We start from the raw sequence: 22,486 nt of genomic DNA on the forward strand, positions 1-22,486 counted from the left end.
CCAACCGCAAAACTGAACGGGCTTAATGCACATGGTCGCCAGGCTCCCATCTGAGGCTTCCCCGCCACATAGCCGGAATGCGCAAGACCTGCAGGCCATCAGCCAGACTGATCAGCACCTGTATTCGCCAATCGGAGATGCGCCCTGCGTTGTCTTAAACGTCGAAGAGGTCGATGTATCCAGCAGCCCTGCGCGCTGCAACGCTCTCGACCACGCTGTCATTATCGGTGTGGACACATCTGAAAAGCCAGTCGCCTTCAGCGCCGAAGATTTTGACGTGCTCCTGACCACCAACCCTGGAAGGGGAAGGCCTTTTGTTGAAGTAACGCGCAGTGAGCTAGACGTGGCTCTTGGCGTTCTTGACCGGCAGATCAGGGCTAATCCCGCAGCAGCATCGATCCTCTGCCAGGTTTTGCGCGCAGGAAGCAACCTCCCCTATAATCAGGCATTGCTCGTGGAATCACTGGGTTATTCAACCCTTCTCGGAGGTGGAGAATTCCAAAAATGGCTGGCGAGCCGGTCTGACAGGACGCCGATCAAGGGTGGCCCGAAACCACCGCCCGTACTCGTTGATCGTGTGGATGACTGCGTTTATATTACATTAAATAATGCTGGCGAGCGCAATGCCATGTCAGCAGCCATGCGGGACGCCCTGTTTGAGGCGCTGTCATCAGTAGTTGACGACCCAACCGAGCCCGACATTGTCCTTAATGCAAACGGGAAATGCTTCTCAGTCGGCGGTGAACTCGGTGAGTTCGGGCTGTCAGACGACCTCGCACTGGCGCACAGCATTCGATCACTTCGGTCTTGCACACGTCTCCTGGCCTCACTCGGGGACAGGGCATCCGTCAGGGTTCATGGCGCATGCATAGGGTCGGGCATTGAAATCGCAGCGGCCGCAAAATACAGGCATGCTGCATCAGGCGCATTCATCCAACTCCCCGAGGTCAGCATGGGGCTGATCCCGGGCGCTGGCGGCACTGCTTCCCTGGCAAGAGCGATCGGCAGGCACCGCACCGCCTATCTCGCCCTTAGCGGTAAGCGGTTCCGGGCAGAGCGCCTGTCAGGATGGGGGCTTTTCAATTCCATCGGCGAACCTTCCCGATGCCGTTAACACCCCTTTTCCATCGGCTCACGAACGAAATCGAGCGCTTGACGGGCTTGCTAGGCGATGCGGTCCGGCTGCCTCCTGACAGGATCTTTGACAGATCTGATTCTGTCGATCTCGGCCCGGCTGGCAAGGTCTCTGCTAATGGCTCTTGCAGGCTGCTGCTGGCGAACGATGGGTGGCTTGCGCTCAACCTTCCACGCGAAACGGACCTGGAATTGATCCCCGCACTGGTCGAAGCCAATATAGATCATGCCGACTGGCGGGACGTTACGGAGCGGATACAACGAAGACCGAAACGCGAAGTTTTTCAATCGGCGGCGAGACTCGGCCTGGCGGTTTCGATTCCCGGCGAAGTTAATACCTGCGACGAGTTTCCATTTGTTTCTCGGACTAAACCTGTCGGAGCCTCCGCGCGAGGGCACAGAATGCCTCAGGTTATTGATCTTTCGAGCCTTTGGGCAGGGCCGCTCTGCGGATCCATATTTGCAGAAATGGGAGCAGATGTGCTGAAGGTGGAAAGCATTCACCGCATGACAATCGGAGCAGCGGCCCGCTCTCCCCATCACCACCGCCTCAACAGCAAGAAGCGACATCTGCAGCTCGATTTCCGGAGCGAACGGGACCTTGAAAAGCTACGGCACCTTCTGTCCAACGCCGACATCGTTATTACAAATGGACGCCGGCGCGCCTTCGAGCAGATGGGAATAATTCCTTCAGATCTCATGAAGGGCAAACCTGGCTTGGTCTGGATCGCGATTACGGGATACGGATTTTACGGGCCCCAGTCACACAGGATCGCTTTCGGTGACGATGCGGCCGTCGCCGGCGGGTTGGTTGATCTAGCCGATGACGGCAGCCCCGTGTTTATGGGAGATGCGATTGCGGACCCATTGACCGGATTATCAGCAGCGATTGCAGCAATCGAACTGGTGACGAAAGACACAGGTGCCTTCATAGATGCATCTCTTTCGCGTGTTGCTGCTGGCGCGGCCCGCTCGAGCTGCCAAACGACGGCAACGACTGGTGGACAAATTTCTGAATGAAGACGGCACACCCCGATACATTGCTGATCCATAATGCGGAGATCAACGGAATCCCGGGATTGCAGCTCCTTATTGAGTCCGGTCATATTCGCGCCATTGGGGGCAATTTGTCGCCGGAACCGCGTCCCCATCTACGAATAGACGCAAAAGGTGGCGCATTGCTCCCCGGATTAACCGACCATCACATTCACCTACTGGCAACCGCCGCCAAGCGCGCCTCGCTGTCAGCAGAACATGTCACCTCTTTTGAGGAGCTCGCCACCCTCATAAGAAATGCAGCATGCGGTCTTTCTCCCGGGGAGTGGCTGAGAGTGACGGAACTGGACACATTTACTGTAGGAATTCCTGATAAGGATGAGCTAGACAGGATTGAATCCACCCAACCGATACGAATACAGGACCGAACCGGAGCGCTATGGATCCTTAACAGTTGCGGGCTTTCCTTCATTGACTCAAACCGTGGCGACCACCTCCCGGAGGGCGTCGAACGAAACAAAGCCGGCCAACTCACAGGCAGGATCTGGAGAGAATCCGAATGGTTGAAAGATTGTCTCAAGTCTCCCCCGCCGGATCTCGAACGTCTCGGGGCAGAATTGTCCTCACTAGGCGTTACAAGCGTCACTGACGCAAGCGTTTCAACAACCCAGGAAATGGCAGGTGTCCTTGGCAGGGCACATAAATCCGGCACGCTCCCTCAGCGCCTTCGCCTGATGAGCGGCGGAAAGCTGACGCCTTGTGAAGTCGGCAGCTTTGAAGTCGGAGAAACAAAAGTCTTGCTGGATGAACGCAGCCTTGTCGACTTCGATGAGTTCGGGCTCACAATCAGGCGATCCAGGGAACAAGGCAGACGCGTCGCGGTGCACTGCGTAACGGCCGTGGAGTTGTCCTATTGCCTTGCGGCCTTTGAGACATATGGGGCATATCCCGGAGATCGGATCGAGCATGGCTCAATCATTCCGAAGGAGGCGATTCCCCCCATAAATAAGCTTGGCCTAGCCGTTGTCACACAACCAGGCTTCCTGCATGCTCGCGGTGAGCGCTATCTGGCTCGGGTGGATCCGTGCGAACAGGAGGATCTGTACCGTTGTGCCAGTCTTGTTGAACAAGAGATCCCCGTCGCTTTCAGCTCAGATGCTCCGTATGGACCGATCGACCCTTGGCTGGCCATGCGAACCGCCACGGATCGCCTGACAGAAACGGGCCACCCAATCTGCCTAAAGGAGCGTATACCGGCAGCGCGCGCTTTGGACATGTATCTTGGCACTCCCCCGCATCAAGCGGCCCGCGCGAGGCAGGTGCGGGTTGGTACCGCAGCTGACCTCTGCCTTCTCAAGCTGCCGCTGGTGGAAGCCTTGAGCGATCTATCAAGGCACCATGTCGCTGCCACGTTTATTAATGGCAGAATCGTTTTCCAGTCCGACTGCACGCCAAGCTAAAACGCGGCTCGAAAGACTGAAACGCGGTACACCCATCCCTGAAGATGCCCAGCAAACCCGGATTATATTGAGTAAATGTCAAGCACGTTCGGAATTGTGTCACTATGCACGAGTGTTCGGCGCTTCTTGATCTGAAACCCGGTCTCCGTCTCCTTGAGGAGATAATTTGACAGGCCGAACAAATGAGCCGCCTTCTCAAACCGATAAGAGTAAACAGACCAGCTACAATCGGCTTCTACGAGGCCATCGTCCCGTCGGGCAACCCGTGCAATATTCATCATATGGCATGTCCGCGGAAGCGGGGTAGATGCAAGAGACTTTCCGGACTTGATGCGAAATACTCTGTCCTCGAGCCCAGTCCTGTTGGGATAATAGATCAACGAAAGCTCCCGCGCAGGATCTTCAGTAACGGATAGGTCGTCTTTCCACGCCGGCACCCAATATTCTGCATCCTTTGCATAAAGATCCAGCCAGTCGTCCCAACGCTTAACGTCCAGGAGGTACCCTTCGAGCGATAGTATCCGCTGAGCCTTTTGATACAGGCTCTCTTCTTGAGGCCGCTCTGTCATCACACTCATTCTGCTGCCCTCACTTCAGTGTCTGATTCTGCCTCTAATTCTGCAGCGAGACCTGCCTTGAGGAGGTCCAGCCATTTGTGGTGCTGGTTGAGGTAGATGCCTTCGTCCTGAAGCTGGCTTCCACCAAACTGGGGTTCAAAACCTGATTCTTCAGCCCTTTCATCGGGCCCTTCAAACCTGTTCAGTGCCCCCCGCGAGATATCGCTCCATTCAGCATCAAGCGCTGACAGGCCAGACTGTGTTGCATTGAATGCAGCAAGGTCGTCCGGTGTCGCCATGCCTGAGGCGTTGAAGAAATCTTCATACTGACGCAACCGCGCGACACGGTCGCTGGCCGACTCATTTTTCGGGGCGAAACAGAGACTAGTGACTACGGTCTTATCAACGGCCAGAGGCCTGAAAAACCGAATCTGCGAACTCATCTGATCCATCAAAAAGACGTTCGGATACAGAAGAAGGTTCCGCCAGCAACTGGACATCCAGTGCGCCCGGGCAGCCCCATACTTCTCTCCAAATTGATCGCGGTGTCTATATGCCGGGCGCACTTCCGGGTTAGGAGATTCATTCCAGAGAAGAACATGGCCGTTTTCAAAAGCGTAGTAGCCGCCAGCAAAGCGGCTGAAGGCACTGACATCCATGACATCCTGCACCTGACGCCCTTCGGCAATTCTTTTGCGATTAGCGGTCGTCTCGACATAATTGCCGTGAATTGGACCGACATGATAGCCATCGACACCATTCTCGGCCTGAAGCTTCCAGTTCCCATCATAGGTATAGGAGTGCACGCCAGGCAAGACTTCGATTTCGCCCTTTGGGTCCTGGTCTACGATAAAGTCGATGAATGTCCTGGCGGCGCCGAGATGGCTCAACAGGTCCGGCACATCAGCATTGAGACTTCCGAAGATAAAGCCACGATAGCTTTCCAGTCTGGGAACACGCTTGAGATTATGGTTTTCCTTGGCAAACCCAGGTGCGTAACCCGCCGTTTCGCTCTCCCCGCAACTGAGTACCTTTCCATCATTTCGGAAGCTCCAAGCGTGAAATGGGCAAACAAACAGTTTTTTGTTACCGCATTTTGAACGCTCAAGGGATGCCCCGCGGTGCGCACATGCATTCAAGACGGCCGACAACTCTCCACTCGCGGTCCGCGTCAAAATGATGGGCTGTCGCCCTATATAGGTTGTGAGGAAATCGTTACGATTGGGAATTTGGCTTTCATGAGCGATAAAAACCCAGTTTCCCTCGAAGATGTGGCGCATCTCCAACTCGAATATATCCTCATCAAGAAACATGCTCCGATGCACACGGAAGACGCCGTCTTTCGGACGCTCATCCACGAGTTGCTCCAGTTGTTCGGGAGTGAGTGTGCTCATTAACTTCGCCTTCCTTATTTTTCCGTGTCGAGCGGCTCATCAGTATCATTGACATTCTAGCATGTTTTATGCGACGAGTTCAACTCTCCAAGGCATCGTTAGCCGTTTCCCGGCGGCGCCGAGCCAGCTACTTTTCCGTTGATTGGTCAGTTATGATAACAGCTACAACAACACGGCCATCATGGACAAACTCTTGTCTCCGCCCTATGCGCCCCTGTCGTTGGCTTGTTTCAAATCCTTGCAGTAGTATCACTTTTTATTCGCGGGACGCCGGTGCAGTCCGCCCGATGAAACGCAAGGCAATATGGAATTCAGGCTCAGGACAAATGAACATGCAGCTTTCAGAACGTCGCTCCACCCTGGCCGGCAAGGCGGGTGAAGTCGCCGAGGAGATGAAACGCCGGCTCGTACTCGGTATTTACAAATTTGGTGAGTCGATCTCCATAACCGATCTCGCCAACGAAATGAGCGCAAGCAGGCAGCCCGTCAGTGCCGCTCTCTCGCACCTGAGAACATTGGGCTTCGTCGACATCATCCCCCAAGTCGGTTGCCGCGTGGTGAGCCCAGGCCCCGAAGCCATAGAAGATTTCTTCCTTGCTTTCGGGAAAATCGAAGGGGTCTTTGCAGCATTTGCAGCCTCAAGGCATCGTGGCGATGAAGCCAAGGATCTGATCAAAATTGCCGAAGGGCCAGGTCCTGACGCTCTTGAAAGCCTCGCCAGCAGACAGGACTACATTAATAAGCTCAACGATTTTCATGACCAGATTCGCCGGATGGGCCGGTCGCCGCTGGTTGAAGCACGTACGGCCAGTTTCCGGCAGCTGTCGATTTTCTATCTCTGGCAAGGCCTGCCGAAAATGGCCCCCAGATCGGCCAAGTATTTCATCGGGCAGAGGCGCCAGATCGCCGAGGCAATCGCAGAGCGCGATGCGAAAGCGGCAGAATTGCTGATGGCTGAACATATTGCCAAGAAGCCCCAAATGAGCGGGCTCCTAGAAAGATCGGCAGCGAGCGACCCGGATCGCACTGACCATACACCACCATAAAAGACCGAGAGAGAAGCCTTGCTCAATTTCACCAACAAAGTAGCTGTTGTGACAGGCGGCGCATCGGGAATTGGCAGAGCAACTGTCAAGACGCTTGCCAGCCTCGAGGCAAATGTCGTCATCGCTGATATTGATGAGAAGAATGCAGGTACGCTGATTGACGAATGCGCTGACCTGCCTGGGAAAGTTGTCTTCTGCTCAACCGATATTCTGCACGAAGAACAGATAGCCAATATGATCAGCCACGCATTATCGAGCTTTGGTCGTATCGATATCCTGCACAATAATGCAGGAGTCCCGAGAAGTCGCGCACCCGACTGCGAGATTACCGACATGACTGTCGAGTGGTGGCACAGGACGATTGATGCCCACCTCACCAGTGCGATGCTTGGCTGCAAGTATGCCCTGCCGCACATGATCACCAATGGCGGTGGCGTCATCGTCAACACCTCCTCTTCTGCTGCCGCAGACGCCACGGTCGACTTGCCTGCCTACAGTTCCGCAAAGGCTGGCCTGCATCAGCTCACACGAGAAGTGGCGGCAACTTATGGGAGGGATAATGTCCGTTGCAATGCTGTCGTACCCGGCTTGGTTCTGACAGAGCGGGGACGGGCAACACTTCCTGCAGAACAGATCAAATTGTTCGCCGCCCAGACCCCGCTCCCTTATCTGGCTGAAGCGCAGGACATTGCCAATGTCGTTGTCTTCCTCGCATCGGATGCATCGCGCATGATCAACGGTGAATGCCTTCGCGCTGAAGGAGGCATGATGATCAAGCTCCCTTATTGGGAATCGAAACTCAAAGCGAGCCGGGGCCCCTCATTCAGCCGAAAAGCGTACCGGGACACCCGCCCAGCAAAATCTGCCGGCTGAAGCTAGGTAAAGTTCGCGCGGGAATTGCCAACGAAAATCTAAAATGCTAACATTTCAGTGGGACGTACTAGCGTTTGCCTACATGTACGGATGAAGCCCACCTGAAATGCAATACGAACGGCTCATGCGAGCCTTGGGTCCGTCATCTGCCCGAAACGCTGACCGAAGAAACATGGACAGAAAATATCAGGGAAGGAATTCAAATGGCAGCAGTCACCGAGCTTGGTTATGTCGGCCTGAACGTTACCGATATAGAGGCGTGGAAGGACTTTGCTTCCAGCGTCGCTGGCCTGGAAGTCATGGATGAGGGGGAAAAAGATCGCTTCTACCTCCGCATGGACTATTGGCATCATCGGCTTGTCGTTCACCGGTCCGATGAAGATGACATGGCATATATGGGTTGGCGCGTGCCTGACGCAGAAGCCCTGAATGAAATCAAGGACCAGTTGCAAGCCGCCGGTTATCAGAGCCGGATCGCTTCACCCGAGGAAGCTGCCGAGCGTCGCGTGCTTGGACTGCTGAAGCTCGATGACCCGTCTGGCAATCCGGTCGAGGTGTTTCACGGCCCGCTCGTCGATTCCCACCTGCCCTTCCACCCAGGCCGGCGCATGCATGGCAAGTGGGTTACCGGCGCCCAAGGCATGGGACATGTCTTGGTGCGGGCATATGATCAAGCTGAAACCTACAATTTCTATTCGGCGCTCGGTCTGAAAGGAAATGTACAGTACCACCTCAACACGCCAAATGGCGTCGTCAAGCCGACCTTCATGTATTGCAACCGCCGCCAGCACTCTCTGGCCTTCGGCGTCGGAGACGAAAAACGACTAAACCACATGATGCTCGAATATGAGCATCTCAATGACCTTGGGAAAGCTCATGACATTGTCCGCGAACGCGGGATCGATGTTGCCTTGCAGCTTGGCAAACATGCCAATGATGCCGCTCTGACATTCTATTTTGCCACGCCATCAGGATGGCTGCTTGAATTGGGCTGGGCCGGCGAACCGTCCTTCCAGCAGCAGCAATATCACATCAAGGATGTCTTCGGGCATGGTATCGAGGCATCCGGCATGCACGATGTAGAACTCTAATAATGCCTCTTCGGAATGCGCTTTGTTATGTGGATTCAGGCCCGGTTTTCAACATATGAAGACTGGGTCGCCTGTGCTCATCTTAATTGGAATGTGTGCTAGCGACCGAGAGTAAAATCGAGAGAACCGAGCCTCTCAATGCCCGTTCGCACACTAGCGCCGCGTCGAATCTTCACAGGAGGCATCAGACTGCCGGACAGGATGATCTCTCCCTTTTGCAAGGGGACCCCAAGCTCTATAGCCTTGCCCGCTAGCCAGTAAGCTGCTTCGGCGCCCTCATCGATCGCCTTCTCTGTCAAGACCTGTTCAGACCGGTTTTGCCCAATCTGGCAAAAAACACTCCCATTCAAACCTGAAGACCGGACCGCTTCCGTAAGCATGAAATCGCCGATCACGAAGGCTCCTGCCGCTCCATTGTCGGCAATCATATCCGTCAGATCGATCTTCCAGCCTGCTATCCGGGAATCAACAATCTCAACCGCCAGCGAGATTTCGGCCAGCAAACTCGGAAACTCTTCAAAGCTAGGCAGGCTTTCAACCGTAGCCGCCATGCGAAAAGCTAGCTCCACTTCCGCTAGTGGCTCTATGAAGCCTTGCCACGGAATGCACGCACCCGATGCGTACATCATGTCTGACAGAAGGAAGCCCTGATCGGGAGCGTCGGCATTGAATGCCTTTTGGGCAGTAAGGGTGGTCAGACCGATCTTCCTGCCGACCAGTTTGTGCCCTTCATCAAGTCTGCGATGGAAATTTCTGGTTTGAACCTGATAGGCCGCATCTATATGGCCTTCCAGCAAGCTTCGTACAGGCTCGCAGGACCGGCCATGCTTCTGGGCATCGAAAAGCATACCCGCGGCAGTTTCGACGTTTGCAGCCATCAGTCACCTTCTGAAGTACAGGGGTTCTATATTCAGCCTATCCGCCATCACTTCCGGGCGGACGCCTGCGGCTCCTCGATGGCAAAATGCCATCGAGGAGCCCTTTGTGGCCGTCAGGGCCGAGCCGCTAGTAATCTACCGTCAACTCAACCCCAAGAACCGTCCCCCGCCCGAGCGGGGCAAAAGTCGGAAACGCATTGCCCGGAATACCGTCACCACCAAAGGCCGGACTGTCAGGCAATACGACATTGTTCCCGTAAGTCGTCTCGTTTGTCAGGTTCTTTCCGTACAGCGTCAGCCGGAAACTGCCCGAATTGGGCTCAAAGGCGATGCTGCCATTGAGCAGGTCTACGGGCGCATAGAAGCCGACATTGTCATCGGTGTGATACGACTTGTCACGGTGGCTATAGGCCAGACGGCCCGTAATCAGCCCCGCCCCGACCGGAATGTCCAGTGTTGCATTGACGCCGTAGATCCAGGGCGCAAGGCGCGGCAACAGAAGTCCATAGTCATCTTCGTCGATGACACCGTCCCTAGTAATGTCGATGTTCAGGGAATTGTACTCGCTGTCGAGGTAGCCAAAATTCGCAGCGAGCACGAGATTGCTCGTTACAGCATACTGAACTTCACCTTCAAAACCGATGACCTGGGCTTCCCCGACATTCTGGATTTGCTGCACAAAGCCAAGGTCGCCAAGGGGGACCTGTACTTCCCTCTGGATATCCTGAATCGTGTTCTGGAAGGCAGCCAGGTTGACCCTGCCCTTACCTTCGTTGAAGTCCTTCTTCAGGCCGATTTCATAAGTAGTATTCTCTTCCTGGTCATATGGACCAGGAGTCGCCCCCGGCACCGTATTGCGGAAGTTATAGCCACCGCTGCGAAAGCCTTTTGCCACATAGGCATACACTTGTGTGTCGCTGTCCGGTTCCCATTGAACACCGAGGCGCGGCGAGAAGCTCTCCCAGGTATCTTCATCCTCGAAATCGGGATTGAGGCCAGACCGGCTTTCATAATCCCCGCCACCGGGACGAAGCGTTGAAACGCGCGCTTCTTTATCTTCCTGACTGTACCGGCCGCCTATATTGATCGTCCATGTATCGTTCAGGTGCCAGTCAAGGGCGACGAATGCTGCAAGTGTAGAGAACGTGCCGTCCCCGCCACCATCCAGTATGTTTGCTCCACCCCCAAAAATGCGCCTCTCAAGGAAGAACATGTCCTGGGAAAAATAGTAGAGCCCGGTTGTCACATCGACGGGACCGAATGTTCCAACATAGCGAAGTTCGTTGCTGATTTGCTCTTGATCGAGATAAGTGCCTGAATCAAATACAGTATTCGGTGTGCTGTCGACGTCGAGAAATGCATCACTTTCGAGCGTCCGCCAGCCGAGGATGTTTGTAATGCGACCATTGCCGAAAGAAACATCTATGTTTGTTTCCAGCGTCGCAGAGGCCCACTCATTCTCGTAAAATCCGGGCTCATCAATCGAAAAATTGAACGAATCGCGATCGAAAAGGCCATGGTTCTGGGTTGCCGGGCCATCGCCTTCGGCATGCCCGACCTCCATGCGCAACAGGAATTCGACATTGTCCGTCGGCATGAAAGCCAGGGCCGGCCGGATAATGTACTGCTCGTCTTCTCCGAATTCACTATTGTCGAAATCGTTCGTGTGCCAGCCATCATCATGAGAGTAATAGGCCGCGAGCTTGGCATTCAGCCTATCTTTGATGATCGGACCTGAAACCGACGCGTCGGCGATGGTTCTGAGGCCTGTTTCGGCTGCAAGCCGGCCATGAACCCTGAGCTCGTCCGTGGGCTTCTTTGTGCGGATCAGTACAGCACCGCCGGTAACATTGCGGCCGAAGTAGATTCCTTGCGGCCCGCGCAGGACTTCAATGGCTTCAATGTCGAAATTGTCCTGGACCTGGCCGCCTGAAACCCCCTGATAGATACCGTCAACGAAGAGGCCGACTGTTGGGTCCAGCGAGGGAATCGAGCTGTTCAGGCCCTGACCGCGAATGGAAAAATTCGCAAAGCCCTTCACCTGGCCGTTATCGTCAAACGAAACATTGGGAATCGTGAAGCTGAGCGATGACAGGTCTCGAAAGTGGATTGCTTCGAGCTGCTGCTCATCAATCCCCGTCACGGCAACCGGGACATCCTGTTGGTTCTCGACCTTCTTGGTCGCCGTAACAGTCACTGTCCCCATCAGCTTTTCAGCAGAAGATCTTGGCGCCTTACTTGCCTGATCAGCCCCATCTTCCGTAGACTGCGCATATACGGGCGGCGCAAGGAGCGCACACAGCAGGGTGCCGCTCGCCAGGCACGTCCGCACCCTTGTTGAATTCAATTGTATTTTCGTCATTTTTTCCTCCCTTGAATGTGCAGCACCGGGCCGCGTCATGCACGGCTTCGTTATGTCGTCCTGGGGATGCACTAGATGTTGATATTTTGACCTTTCACTTGTGCCCGATGCGTGGCCGCCCATACAGATGACGCGCCCGAACACCATAGATATTCTAGCATGCTAGCGTTCCAAGAGCTTGGTGTCACGAAATAATTCGTCCGTTCTCAGGAATTTTCGTACTGTGCGTAAAAAGCAACACAAACAGCGGTCTCCCGCCGAACCGCCGCAGTATATCCCCCTGGCAAGGCGAGCAGATGATCCCGTGTCATGTCAGCTCGTCAGCTGCTCAATCCCGGCTGATCCGTAGCACGATGATGGCCCCCACGATTGCAGCAGGCACACCCAGCAAAAGCACCGCATCAAAAACCGCCCAGCCCAGATCCAGAACATAGCCTGCGATAAGCGGTGACAGGATGGCACCAAACCGGCCGACTCCGATGCTCCACCCAATCCCCGTGGCCTGTATCTCGACAGGATAAATTCGCGACACAACGGCGTAAAGAGCCGTGAGTCCTCCATTCAGACTGAAGCCGACGAGGAACATCGCCCCGTAACTGAGGTAGGGACTGGCAGGCTTTGTAAGGCAGAAAGCAGCCAGCAGGGCCGCTGCAATGAACAGCACTGCCGATACGAGCCGGTTGATGTTGATCCACGTACTGGCAACCGCCAGGAACCAGGCACCGATAAGCCCCCCCAATGTCAGGATTGTAAGCGCGAAAATACTTTGCTCAAGCTCGAAACCATTGAGTGTAAAAAGCTGGGGAATCCAGTTGAGCAGAAAATAGACCGCAAAATAGACCACGAAGAACAAGATCCAGAGCAGCAAGGTGTTTCGGATATATTCGCCATCTATAAGCTTGAGGATTCCCGTCTTCGCGCCCGTACCCGGCGTTTCCGCAACGGGCAATTGAGAGACTGGGGCAAGCCCGATCTTCGCAAGCGCATCATTGACCTTGTCCAGCCGGACATCATGACTGGTCTTGCGGGAGGACATGAACTCGATGGATTCCGGAAGCAGGAAGAAGGCACACAAGAGCGTCGTGTATCCAAGCACTGAACCTGCCACGAACACCGAATGCCAGCCTGCCCGATCGATCAGGAAACCGGCAAGCGGCCCGACGACTACCGTCCCGACTGTAAATCCTGTTGCCACGATTATGATCGCCAGGCTTCTGCGGCGCCCTGGCATAAATTCGCTTGTTATGGATGTGGCACTGGCAAGCACTGCTCCAATGCCTATCCCGGTCAGGAACCTGAGTGCGACCAGTTGGACAAGGTTGCCCACAAAAGCCGTAAGCAGCATCGACGTCGATATTGCAAAAACAGACAGCAATATGACTTTCCGACGCCCCCATTTGTCGCTGAGCGGTGCAAGGAACAGGGAACCGATCGCCATTCCGAATAGCGCTGCTGAAAAGACGACACCAAGTTCGGTCTGCCGGACTGCCAGGTCTTCGGAGACGACAGGGGCGGCCACGGACATCGCAATGACATCGAACCCATCCGTGAAGTTTATGGCAAAGCAGATGAAGACGATAAGCATTTGCCGCATGCTGATTGCGCTTTCGTCAATTCGTGCACGGATCGTATCATTGGATACAAGATGCGCTTGTTCGCTCATGGCCTTGTCCTCCCGGCACATTTTCTGTTCGGCCGTGCCGTCGAGGGCACGGTCCATAATACTGGATTGAATTCGAAGTAACCGACAATGCCAGGCGATGGCCCGGAACCGGAACAGGCCTGGATTCCATCATGACCCTGATGAGGTCAGCTGGCGCAGGTCCCGCTCATAATCAGCATAGGAGTCATTCAGGCTCGCCGTGCTGAGAAGCATTCGGGCAATTAAGACGTCGCTTCCACATTCAAAAACGTCGGTCTGCGTCCACAAAGATTCGGTACGCTGGCTGCCGGAACGCGCGCGCACGCTACGCTCGATCTCATAATCCGTGTTCGAGAACAGAGGTCCATCATACATCTTCACTTCCTGGGCCGTGAAAAAGTCGACAGTCGGCCCGTGAATGGTCCAGAGATCACTGTCCGAGACATGGTTGAGGACAACACTGACCATTTCAAAGGGAATGACCACACGGCCCCATGGTGTTGCCGAAGCGTCAGCCGTGTACCAGGGCGAGGGTTCGGTGATGTTGGCAATCTTGTTATTCAAGGAGAAAGGATAGAGCTCTTCCATCTCTTGATCCGGATGAACATTGAGCTTGATACGCTGCCGCGTCATCCCCGGCAGAGCATCGCGCAAGATCGCATAAGGGTCGGCCTGTCTCAGGGCGCCGAACTTTGCCTCGATACAGCTGGGCGGTGCCGTCTGTCCGACGGATACGGTGCCCTGAAGAATTATCTCGCCATCCTCGCGCAAAGTCCGGATGCGCGCAAAGTCTTCGCTCGCGGAATCACGCTCGACCTCCGCCCTTACCGCTTCGCCCTCATAGCTTGGGGAGCGGCATTCAACCGAGATGCAGCCCTCCTCAAACCATCGCTTTCCCCACAATGTAAAGCAGATCGGATCGAACTGAGTGAAATGTGTCGGCTCTTCGATCGCCCCCCCCTTGAAGCCCAATGCCTGCGCCGTCTGATCATCATGAATGGACGCATGCCCATCATTGATTTGCGATCTCAGCATTTGTCTGGGCGACCGCAGCGGCCCTATGATGCACTGCCCATCCTGCTGCAGAGGCGTCAAAAATGCAGGTTTGGCCGTCGTCTCGATCATATTGCAAGCCGCTTTCTGGTTTCCGGATTGCGAAAGACCTCAAGCAGACGGGCAACCTCTTCCCGATAGACCGCGGCATTCCTTTCCTTGACATGTCCATAGCCCTTCACCAAGCTCGGCGCCGCTGCAACATCGATGGCGATGTCCATATTGGCGGTGGTCAGATTGTCGAGGAGCTCGGCCAGCATGGCTTCATACTGAGCAATTAGCTGCCGCTCCATGCGCCGCTCAGCTGTCCATCCAAAGATGTCGAAGGGGCCGCCGCGTAATCCCTTGAGACGTGTCAGGAGCCGGAAAGCAAACCTGACCCAGGGGCCAAAACTGCTTTTTTTCAGCTCTCCGGTCTCCCGGTCGCGACGCGAGAAAACGGGCGGTGCGAGGTGGTAGGTCACCCGAAGGTCACCGTCGAACTGGGCCTTCAGGTCGTTCAGGAAATCGCCGTCCGTATAGAGACGGGCAACTTCATACTCATCTTTGTAGGCCATGAGCTTGTAGTAGTTGCGTGCCACGGCCTCGGTCAGCCTTGCCTGACCGGGTATCAAGCGCGTCTCCGCCGCTTTTACCTTCTTCAGCATGTCTGCATAGCGCTTCGCGTAGGCCTCATCCTGATACGCTGTCAGGTCCTCACAGCGGCGCTTGATGAAAACATCGACATTGAACGGCGCTTCGACAGAATCCGCAGTCTTGCCCAATGCCAGTTCATTCACGGCATGCAGGTCATGAGCTGCCGATCGGCCCCACTGAAAAGCCTGACGGTTGGCTTCAATCGCGACTGCATTCAACTCGATTGCACGATCGATGGCATCGAAGGACAGGGGCACGACCCCCTTCTGCCAGGCATAACCTAGCATGAAGAGATTGGTCGCGATTGAATCGCCCATGAGGGCGACCGCGAGTTCACTCGCCCTGACGAATTCTGCAGATTGCCCCAGGCGTTGGGACAGGGCCTTGCGGTCCGCCGCCGCTGAAAGGTTGATGGCCCCATCGCGCACGAATGCGGCGGTTGGCGTAACCGTTTCATTGATCAGGGCCCACGTCCTTTCCGCATCCAGCCTTGAGTTGCAGGCGGGACTTGCTGCCACCACGAGATCGCAGGCAAGAAGGAGGTCGGCGCTTCCGGCCCCAATTCGCGCCGCTCTCAGTTCGTCCTGTGTCGGCGCGATACGTACATGGCTTGTCACACCGCCATTTTTCTGGGCGAGCCCGGTTTCATCAAGGACCGTGACGCCCTTGTTCTCAAGGTGTGCGGCCATGCCGAGCAGGGCGCCAATCGTTACAACTCCCGTTCCACCAATACCAGTAATCAGGATGTTGTATGCATGGTTCGGCGCCGGAACCTGCGGGTATGGCAGCTCATTTTGCCACGCGGATGTTTTCGTCCTGGCCCGTTTTTTTAGCCGGGCGCCCTTCACGGTAACAAAGCTCGGACAGAAGCCATTCAGGCAACTGAAATCCTTGTTGCAGCTCGACTGATCGATTTTCCGTTTACGGCCATATTCGGTTTCTTTTGGCCGAACAGAAATGCAGTTGGACTTCACCGAACAATCGCCGCAGCCTTCACATACACGGTGATTGATGAAGACGCGCCTGTCAGGGTCAGCGAATGTGCCGCGCTTGCGCCGCCGGCGCTTCTCCGCGGCGCAGGTTTGATCATAGACCAGAACCGTGACACCCGGCGTATCGCGCAATTCCTTCTGGATCGCTGTCAAATCATCCCGGTGATGGACCTTTACCCCACTCGCGAGACCGGCGCGGCTTTCATACTTCTCGGGCTCATCCGACACGACATAGATTTTCTTCGCGCCTTCGGCAGCGACCTGCCGTGTGATGAGCGGAACCGTAAGCTCGCCATCATGCTCCTGCCCACCCGTCATTGCGACTGCGTCGTTGAACAGGATTTTGTACGTAATATTGACGCCTGCAGCCGCGGCGGCACGAATGGCCAGCAGACCGGAATGCATATAGGTGCCGTCACCCATATTCTGGAACACATGGCCTTCGCTCGTAAATGGTGCCTGCCCAATCCATGTCGCCCCTTCTCCACCCATCTGCGTGATCAGGGATGTCCGCCGTTCGGGTATGGAATAGGCCATGCCGTGACAGCCTATGCCGGCCATTGCCCGGCTGCCTTCGGGGACATTTGTCGACGTATTGTGGGGGCAGCCCGAACAGAAGAATGGCGCCCGCGCGCTCTGTCCCTCGAGACGTACGGCCTCGGCCATCGTATTCATCTGCCGGGCACGGCTTTCCAGCTCAGGCACCGGACCGGAATGGGGCTTCAGTCGCTTGACGATCACATCCGCGACGAGGCCCGGCGTAATCTCTCCAAACGATGGTAAAGCAATGGCATCGCCGGATGTCAGCTTGCTTGAAAGCACTGGCCGGTCCACAAGATTATAGAGAATTCGGGCTATCTGGTCTTCCAGGAAGCCCCGTTTTTCTTCAACGACGAGCAGCTCGTCAAGCTGGCTGGCGAAGCCTGCAATGCCCTCCGATTCAAGCGGCCAGGACATGCCGACCTTGTAGACCGAAATCCCGAGCTGCTTTGCCTCTGTGTCTCCGATGCCGAGCGCATGCAGGGCTTCGACAACATCCCCATAAGCCTTCCCGCTTGCGACAATCCCCAGTTTTGCCGTTGCATCGCCGAGAACCCGCCTATCGATCGCATTAGCCCGGGCGAATGCGAGGACCGCATCCATTTTTGGACCATGCAGCCGCCGCTCCTGATCGAGGGGCGGATCAGGCCAGCGGATGGAAACGCCGCCCTCGGGAAGTTTCAAATCGGCCGGCTCCTGGATGATAAGCCTGTCCGGGCTGACATCCACAGTCGCGCTCGTCTCGATGATTTCCGTCGTCGCCTTGAGGCCAACCCAGCACCCGGAATAGCGCGACAATGCAAAACCAAGCAGGCCGTAGTCGATATGCTCCTGCAGGTCGGACGGATTCAACACCGGAATCATCGCCGCCATCATCACCTGCTCGCTTTGATGCGGCAGCGTCGAGGACTGGCACCCATGGTCATCACCCATGATCGCAACAACCCCACCAAACTTGGATGTGCCAGCTGCATTGGCATGCTTCAGGACATCGACCGAACGGTCGACACCGGGACCCTTGCCATACCAGATGCCAAAAACACCATCGACCTGCTTCTCGGAAAGGATCGAAACCTGCTGCGTCCCCCAGATCGTCGTCGCGGCAAGGTCTTCATTGATTCCGGGCTGAAAGTGCACATTGTTCGCCGAAAGATGCCCCGCAGCCTTTTTGAGCGCTGCGTCATACCCGCCAAGCGGAGAGCCTCGATACCCCGTGATAAAGCCCGCCGTATTCAGGCCTGCGCGTCGGTCAAGCGCCGCCTGAAGCAGCGGAAGGCGCACCAGGGCCTGCATACCGGTAAGGTATACCCGCCCCGACGCCTGGGTGTACTTGTCCTCAAGCGTCGCATCCTTGAGCTGAACAGGCCGTCCCATGCTCAAAAGACCCCCGGATAGCGGCCGCCATCAAGCAGGATGCTCTGCCCCGTCATATAGCCTGCCTGGACGCTGCACAGAAAGGCGCAGGTCCCACCAAATTCATCGGGCCTGCCCATTCTGGCTGCCGGACAATCTGCCAGCTGGACATCAATCGCTTCTTGCAACGAGAGGCTGTCCCGCTTGGCAAGGACGCCGATGTTGTTCCTGAGCCGGTCCGTATCGAACAGCTCGGGCAGGAGGTTGTTGATTGTCACGCCCTTTGCGGCATAAGCCGGCACAATCCCGCGAACGAAACCTGTCAGCCCCAGGCGCGCGGCCACAGACAGGCTCAAGACATCCCTGGGCGCCTTGACCATTCCCGATGTGATGTTGACGACTCGGCCGAAGCCGCGCTCGGCCATTCCGTCCAGATAGGCCCTCATCAGGAAGATCGCCCCGATCATGTTGCTGTCGACCGCCTTGTGCCAGTCTTCCCGCTCAAACTTGCGCCAATCGCCCGCAGGCGGGCCACCTGCATTGTTGACGAGTATGTCCGGCGCCGAACAGCGCTCTTGCAGGGCCTCGCATCCCTCCACGGTTGTAACGTCCGCCGCGACCGTTTCGACCGTCACCTTGTAAGCGTTCCGGATCTCGTCCGCAGCAGACTCCAGTGCCTCAGGAGAGCGCGCATTTATGACCAAGTTAACCCCGGCTTCGGCGAGTGCCTCTGCACAGGCCCGGCCCAGCCCTTTGCTGGAAGCGCAGACGATTGCTGTCCGTCCCGATATTCCCAAGTCCATTCAATCCTCCAAGATTTTATCTATTTTCACGGTCAGAAATACTCCGGCTCCATATCCAGCGCCGTCCGGTCCTTTGACTTCAGCAACTGGATCGCAGTCCCGACTTTCGGCAGTTCCTGGGCGAAAAAGAACTTTGCGGCCGCCTTCTTCCCCTCGAAATAAGGGGTCGACCGTTCACCAATCGCCAACAGCTTGCTTAACCATATCCATGAAATGGTAAGATGCCCGAAGGCATCGAGATATATCGATGAATTGGCCAGGGTTTCAGCCTTGTCATCCGCCGCATGCAGAACATGCGTGGCCTCAATCATATCGTCGAGATACTCGGCGAGTTTTCGGGACATCTCGGCCAGCATTCTGGAGCCAGGACCCGCCTGGTCGCAGGCCTGCATGACCTTTTCGCGGAAGACATTCAGCGCTCGTCCGTCCTGCATGACGACTTTGCGGCCAAGCAGGTCGAGCCCCTGTATACCGTGCGTGCCTTCATGGATCGGGTTCAACCGATTGTCGCGGTACAGCCGTTCCACATTGTAATCGCGCGTGTAGCCGTAGCCGCCATGCACCTGGATCGCGAGATCATTGGCTCTAAGGCAGTATTTCGAGGGCCAGCTCTTTGCGACAGGTGTCAGCAGTTCGAGAAGCAGCCTGACATCTTCAGTATGTTCTGCTGGCATGGACCGGATGTCGTCAATGAGACGAGCACAATAGAGGTTGAGTGCGAGCGCGCCCTCCACGACTGCCTTCTGATACAGCAACATCTGTTTGACATCTGTATGCTGGATGATGGGGACCTGAGGGGATTCCGGGTCCTTTGAACCGGGCAATCGGCCCTGTGGCCGGCTACGGGCATAGTCCAGTGCATGCAGGTAGCCGGAATATCCGATAGCTGCCGCGCTCGCACCCACGGCAATGCGGGCCTCGTTCATCATCGTGAACATGCATGTCAGGCCCGCACCTTCGGCGCCAACCCTGTAGCCGACGGCGCCAGCCTCGCCAAAGGGCTTATGCCGTCCTTCCCCAAAGTTGAGCGCGGCATTCACAGTTCCTCTCTGCCCCATCTTGTGGTTCAGGCCGGCGACGGTCACGTCATTGCGAATACGCCCGCCATCTTCAGACGTCAGAATTTTGGGCACCAGGAAGAGCGACAACCCCTTCACGCCGGGCGGCGCGCCCTCGGTTCGGGCGAGCACCAGGTGCGTTATCGAATCCGAGAGTTCGTGATCGCCGCCGGATATCCACATCTTATTGCCGAAGATTCGGTACTGCCCACCTCCCGCTGGTTTTGCTGTTGTCCTGATATCCGAAAGCGATGATCCCGCCTGAGGCTCGGAGAGGCACATGGTCGCGAAGTCCGTACCATCCGCAAGACGCGGAACATATCTTGCGCGCTGCTCTTCCGAGCCATGCTCAAGAAGGAGGTTAGCCGCAGCCATGCTCAACAGGGCATATCCCGAAGTCGCCGCATTGGCAGCCTGAAACCAGGCAAATGCAGCCTTATCGAGAACGAAGGGCAGCTGCATGCCCCCAGCACTTACGGGCATGGAAGTCGCGATGAACCCGGCGTTCGCGAGCCCTTTCAAGGCGGTCCGGACCTCTTCGGGCAGATCGACTTTTCCCTCGGCAGACAGCGTCGGCTCCTCGATGTCGGCCTGTCTTGCATGGGAAAAGAACAGGCCGGACGCCATGTCCTCTGCCAAGTTCAGAACGCTCCTCAAGGTCGGCAGATCATGCTCAGCATACAGGTCGCGACCAAGAAGATCTTCGACTGATAGCCAGTCAAAAAGCTGAAAATCAACATCCTGTCTAGATAATAACAAATTCAATTGACACCGCAACAATATTAAGGATAAACGAATATTTAATATAGATACACCTTTACATCAATATTACTCCTAAAACGTGATTATAATTCGCGCTCTATTTCAATCCTGAAGATGCCAAAAAGCGACAAGAACTGTATCTATGCACGGCTAACATGTTAGAATGCTAATGACAATGACGATGATACGTGCACCATTCGAAAGTCCCGCCAAGTTCAGGATTTTGAAATTAACCCGCCGAACTCAGACACAGGATTTCGCCAAATGAGCACTGAGATCACAGACCTGTTCAGCGTGCAGGGCAAAACCGTTCTGGTCACTGGTGGCAGCCGTGGCATAGGCGAAATGATCGCAAGCGCATTCGTGCGCGCTGGTGCAAAGGTGATTATCACTGCCCGCAGTGCGGAGGATTGCCAGACTGTGTGTGCCGCCCTGAGCGAAGCGGGCGTCATTTCCGCCATCCCGGCCGATTTGTCCTCAATCGTGGGAATTGAGGGCTTGGCATCGAGCTTGGACAACAAAATCGATGGACTGGATGTCCTGATCAACAATGCCGGCGTCGCCTGGGGAGCAAGTATCGATGATTATCCGGAGTTCGGATGGGACAAAACAGTTAACCTCAACCTGAAATCCCCATTCTTCCTCTGCCAGAAACTTCTGCCGCAACTTCGACTCAAAGCCGCCCAAACCTCGTCTGCGCGCATCATCAACATTGCGTCCATTGATGGCCTGCACCCGCCAGACTTCGACACATTCGCTTATTCTGCGTCCAAGGCGGGCCTGATCATGCTGACCCAGCACCTAGCCAAGAAATTGGCCCGCGAACAGATTCAAGTAAATGCCGTTGCGCCCGGCTTCTTCCTCAGCAAGATGACTGAAAAATCACTCGAGACAATCGAACAAGATGTGATCAGGAGCACCCCTCTCGGCCGGCTGGGTCAGCCCGACGACATTGCCGGGCTGACTCTCTTCTTGGCATCGCAGGCGTCGTCATTCATCACCGGCACCTGTTTTCCCTGTGATGGTGGACGATCCACGTGCCGGTAAGTGGTACTGTCACAAGGGATTGTAAGGGCATTGTCAGAAAAACTAGGCTTGAGGAGCGATATCTAAGTGCCGTACCTTCATCGGCATAGCCAGGTCACCCTTCCGCTACTTCAAAACGTCGCCTGAGATCATTCGCCTCGCCGTTATGATGTATGTCCGCTTTCCACTATCACTTCGGAACGCCGAAGACCTTCTGCACGAACGTGGGATCGAGGTCAGCCACGAGACGGTCCGCTACTGGTGGAACCGGTTTGGCCCGATGTTCGCCGGCGAGATAAGGAAGCGCCGGTCCCAGCAACTTCGTCAAATCACTCAATGACGATGGCATCTCGATGAGGTGTACGTAAAGATCAATGGCGTAATCCACTACTTGTGGCGCGCCGTCGACCATGAGGGCGAGGTGCTCGAAAGCTACGTTACGAAAACACGAGATAAATCAGCGGCATTGAGGTTCCTGCGCAAAGCAATGAAGCGGTACGGCGCGCCACGAACTGTCGTGACGGATCGCCTCAGATCGTACAGAGCTGCGATGAAAGATATCGGGAATATCGACTGCCAGGAGGTCGGCCGGCATCTCAATAATCGGGCCGAAAACAGTCACCTGCCCTTCCGGCGACGAGAGAGGGCCATGTCGAGATTCAGACGAATGTCGAACCTGCAGAAATTCGCTTCAACCCACGCCTCCTTCTACAACCATTTCAATCTCGACCGCCACCTCAACCGCCGCTCAATATTCAAATCACTACGTGACATCGCGCTCCAAGAATGGCGCCAACTTCTGGCCGCCTGACAGCGGCTCACCCGCAGCT

At 55.7% G+C, this 22,486-nt stretch carries 16 protein-coding genes and 1 pseudogene; 8 read left to right on the forward strand and 9 right to left on the reverse strand.

The annotated features are described in order from the left end of the window. Window positions 1–25 precede the first annotated feature (25 nt). From D1223_RS18005 to D1223_RS18015, 3 genes are read left to right on the forward strand one after another with little or no spacing between them, the layout of a single operon-like run. Complete coding sequence (locus D1223_RS18005) at window positions 26–1,114, forward strand: enoyl-CoA hydratase/isomerase family protein (RefSeq protein ID WP_119377727.1); 1,089 nt, start codon at window positions 26–28, stop codon at window positions 1,112–1,114. After that, window positions 1,105–2,154, forward strand: a complete 1,050-nt coding sequence (locus tag D1223_RS18010; RefSeq protein ID WP_158588528.1) for a CoA transferase — start codon at window positions 1,105–1,107, stop codon at window positions 2,152–2,154. The genes D1223_RS18005 and D1223_RS18010 overlap by 10 nt, the downstream gene beginning before the upstream one ends. Beyond that, window positions 2,151–3,590, forward strand: coding sequence for an amidohydrolase family protein (locus D1223_RS18015; RefSeq protein WP_119377729.1), 1,440 nt, complete (start codon window positions 2,151–2,153; stop codon window positions 3,588–3,590). Before D1223_RS18010 ends, D1223_RS18015 begins: the two co-directional genes overlap by 4 nt. A 62-nt stretch (window positions 3,591–3,652) precedes the next feature. Here the strand turns inward: D1223_RS18015 and D1223_RS18020 are convergent, their stop codons facing one another. Then, window positions 3,653–4,168: an aromatic-ring-hydroxylating dioxygenase subunit beta gene (locus tag D1223_RS18020; RefSeq protein WP_119377730.1), complete on the reverse strand. Its 516-nt coding sequence runs from the start codon at window positions 4,166–4,168 to the stop codon at window positions 3,653–3,655. Then, complete coding sequence (locus D1223_RS18025) at window positions 4,165–5,559, reverse strand: Rieske 2Fe-2S domain-containing protein (RefSeq protein WP_119377731.1); 1,395 nt, start codon at window positions 5,557–5,559, stop codon at window positions 4,165–4,167. Before D1223_RS18025 ends, D1223_RS18020 begins: the two co-directional genes overlap by 4 nt. A 269-nt stretch (window positions 5,560–5,828) precedes the next feature. On the opposite strand from D1223_RS18025, the gene D1223_RS18030 reads away from it, so the two are divergent. The 3 genes from D1223_RS18030 to D1223_RS18040 all read left to right on the forward strand — a co-directional run bounded on the left by D1223_RS18030 (window position 5,829) and on the right by D1223_RS18040 (window position 8,551). Beyond that, a complete protein-coding gene (locus D1223_RS18030; protein WP_158588529.1) occupies window positions 5,829–6,587 on the forward strand; it encodes a GntR family transcriptional regulator in 759 nt (252 codons plus the stop codon). 18 nt (window positions 6,588–6,605) lie between these two features. Then, the gene (locus D1223_RS18035) at window positions 6,606–7,460 is read left to right on the forward strand and encodes an SDR family NAD(P)-dependent oxidoreductase (protein ID WP_119377733.1); all 855 of its coding nucleotides are present in this window, start codon (window positions 6,606–6,608) and stop codon (window positions 7,458–7,460) included. 203 nt (window positions 7,461–7,663) lie between these two features. Continuing rightward, complete coding sequence (locus D1223_RS18040; RefSeq protein WP_119377734.1) at window positions 7,664–8,551, forward strand: VOC family protein; 888 nt, start codon at window positions 7,664–7,666, stop codon at window positions 8,549–8,551. 98 nt (window positions 8,552–8,649) lie between these two features. Here the strand turns inward: D1223_RS18040 and D1223_RS18045 are convergent, their stop codons facing one another. The 7 genes from D1223_RS18045 to D1223_RS18075 all read right to left on the reverse strand — a co-directional run bounded on the left by D1223_RS18045 (window position 8,650) and on the right by D1223_RS18075 (window position 20,633). Beyond that, window positions 8,650–9,429, reverse strand: a complete 780-nt coding sequence (locus tag D1223_RS18045) for a 2-keto-4-pentenoate hydratase (protein ID WP_119377735.1) — start codon at window positions 9,427–9,429, stop codon at window positions 8,650–8,652. A 127-nt stretch (window positions 9,430–9,556) separates the two neighbouring features. Continuing rightward, the gene (locus tag D1223_RS18050) at window positions 9,557–11,914 is read right to left on the reverse strand and encodes a TonB-dependent receptor (protein ID WP_158588530.1); all 2,358 of its coding nucleotides are present in this window, start codon (window positions 11,912–11,914) and stop codon (window positions 9,557–9,559) included. Between the two features lie 205 nt (window positions 11,915–12,119). Beyond that, complete coding sequence (locus tag D1223_RS18055; RefSeq protein ID WP_233353225.1) at window positions 12,120–13,454, reverse strand: MFS transporter; 1,335 nt, start codon at window positions 13,452–13,454, stop codon at window positions 12,120–12,122. A 129-nt stretch (window positions 13,455–13,583) separates the two neighbouring features. Then, a complete protein-coding gene (locus D1223_RS18060) occupies window positions 13,584–14,558 on the reverse strand; it encodes a hypothetical protein (protein ID WP_119377738.1) in 975 nt (324 codons plus the stop codon). After that, window positions 14,555–18,028 carry an indolepyruvate ferredoxin oxidoreductase family protein gene (locus D1223_RS18065; RefSeq protein WP_119377739.1) on the reverse strand — a complete coding sequence of 1,158 codons (3,474 nt, stop codon included), beginning with the start codon at window positions 18,026–18,028 and terminating at the stop codon, window positions 14,555–14,557. Before D1223_RS18065 ends, D1223_RS18060 begins: the two co-directional genes overlap by 4 nt. A 2-nt stretch (window positions 18,029–18,030) precedes the next feature. Next, window positions 18,031–18,810 carry an SDR family oxidoreductase gene (locus D1223_RS18070; RefSeq protein ID WP_119377740.1) on the reverse strand — a complete coding sequence of 260 codons (780 nt, stop codon included), beginning with the start codon at window positions 18,808–18,810 and terminating at the stop codon, window positions 18,031–18,033. A 32-nt stretch (window positions 18,811–18,842) separates the two neighbouring features. Continuing rightward, window positions 18,843–20,633: an acyl-CoA dehydrogenase gene (locus tag D1223_RS18075; protein WP_119377741.1), complete on the reverse strand. Its 1,791-nt coding sequence runs from the start codon at window positions 20,631–20,633 to the stop codon at window positions 18,843–18,845. Between the two features lie 273 nt (window positions 20,634–20,906). Here D1223_RS18075 and D1223_RS18080 point away from each other — a divergent pair, with 273 nt between their 5' ends. Further along, window positions 20,907–21,677: an SDR family oxidoreductase gene (locus D1223_RS18080; RefSeq protein WP_119377883.1), complete on the forward strand. Its 771-nt coding sequence runs from the start codon at window positions 20,907–20,909 to the stop codon at window positions 21,675–21,677. A 145-nt stretch (window positions 21,678–21,822) separates the two neighbouring features. Continuing rightward, a pseudogene (locus D1223_RS18085) lies at window positions 21,823–22,467 on the forward strand (IS6 family transposase). Window positions 22,468–22,486 lie beyond the last annotated feature (19 nt).

This window comes from Henriciella mobilis, assembly GCF_003576285.1.
Lineage (GTDB): Bacteria > Pseudomonadota > Alphaproteobacteria > Caulobacterales > Hyphomonadaceae > Henriciella > Henriciella mobilis.

Excerpts from the sequence above, each read along its gene's own strand:
- D1223_RS18010 (WP_158588528.1), top strand. The coding sequence starts at position 1,105 with ATGCCGTTAACACCCCTTTTCCATCGGCTCACGAACGAAATCGAGCGC.
- D1223_RS18060 (WP_119377738.1), bottom strand. The coding sequence starts at position 14,558 with ATGATCGAGACGACGGCCAAACCTGCATTTTTGACGCCTCTGCAGCAG.
- D1223_RS18050 (WP_158588530.1), bottom strand. The coding sequence starts at position 11,914 with ATGGGCGGCCACGCATCGGGCACAAGTGAAAGGTCAAAATATCAACAT.
- D1223_RS18045 (WP_119377735.1), bottom strand. The coding sequence starts at position 9,429 with ATGGCTGCAAACGTCGAAACTGCCGCGGGTATGCTTTTCGATGCCCAG.
- D1223_RS18030 (WP_158588529.1), top strand. The coding sequence starts at position 5,829 with ATGAAACGCAAGGCAATATGGAATTCAGGCTCAGGACAAATGAACATG.
- D1223_RS18065 (WP_119377739.1), bottom strand. The coding sequence starts at position 18,028 with ATGGGACGGCCTGTTCAGCTCAAGGATGCGACGCTTGAGGACAAGTAC.
- D1223_RS18005 (WP_119377727.1), top strand. The coding sequence starts at position 26 with ATGCACATGGTCGCCAGGCTCCCATCTGAGGCTTCCCCGCCACATAGC.
- D1223_RS18015 (WP_119377729.1), top strand. The coding sequence starts at position 2,151 with ATGAAGACGGCACACCCCGATACATTGCTGATCCATAATGCGGAGATC.
- D1223_RS18040 (WP_119377734.1), top strand. The coding sequence starts at position 7,664 with ATGGCAGCAGTCACCGAGCTTGGTTATGTCGGCCTGAACGTTACCGAT.
- D1223_RS18070 (WP_119377740.1), bottom strand. The coding sequence starts at position 18,810 with ATGGACTTGGGAATATCGGGACGGACAGCAATCGTCTGCGCTTCCAGC.
- D1223_RS18055 (WP_233353225.1), bottom strand. The coding sequence starts at position 13,454 with ATGAGCGAACAAGCGCATCTTGTATCCAATGATACGATCCGTGCACGA.
- D1223_RS18020 (WP_119377730.1), bottom strand. The coding sequence starts at position 4,168 with ATGAGTGTGATGACAGAGCGGCCTCAAGAAGAGAGCCTGTATCAAAAG.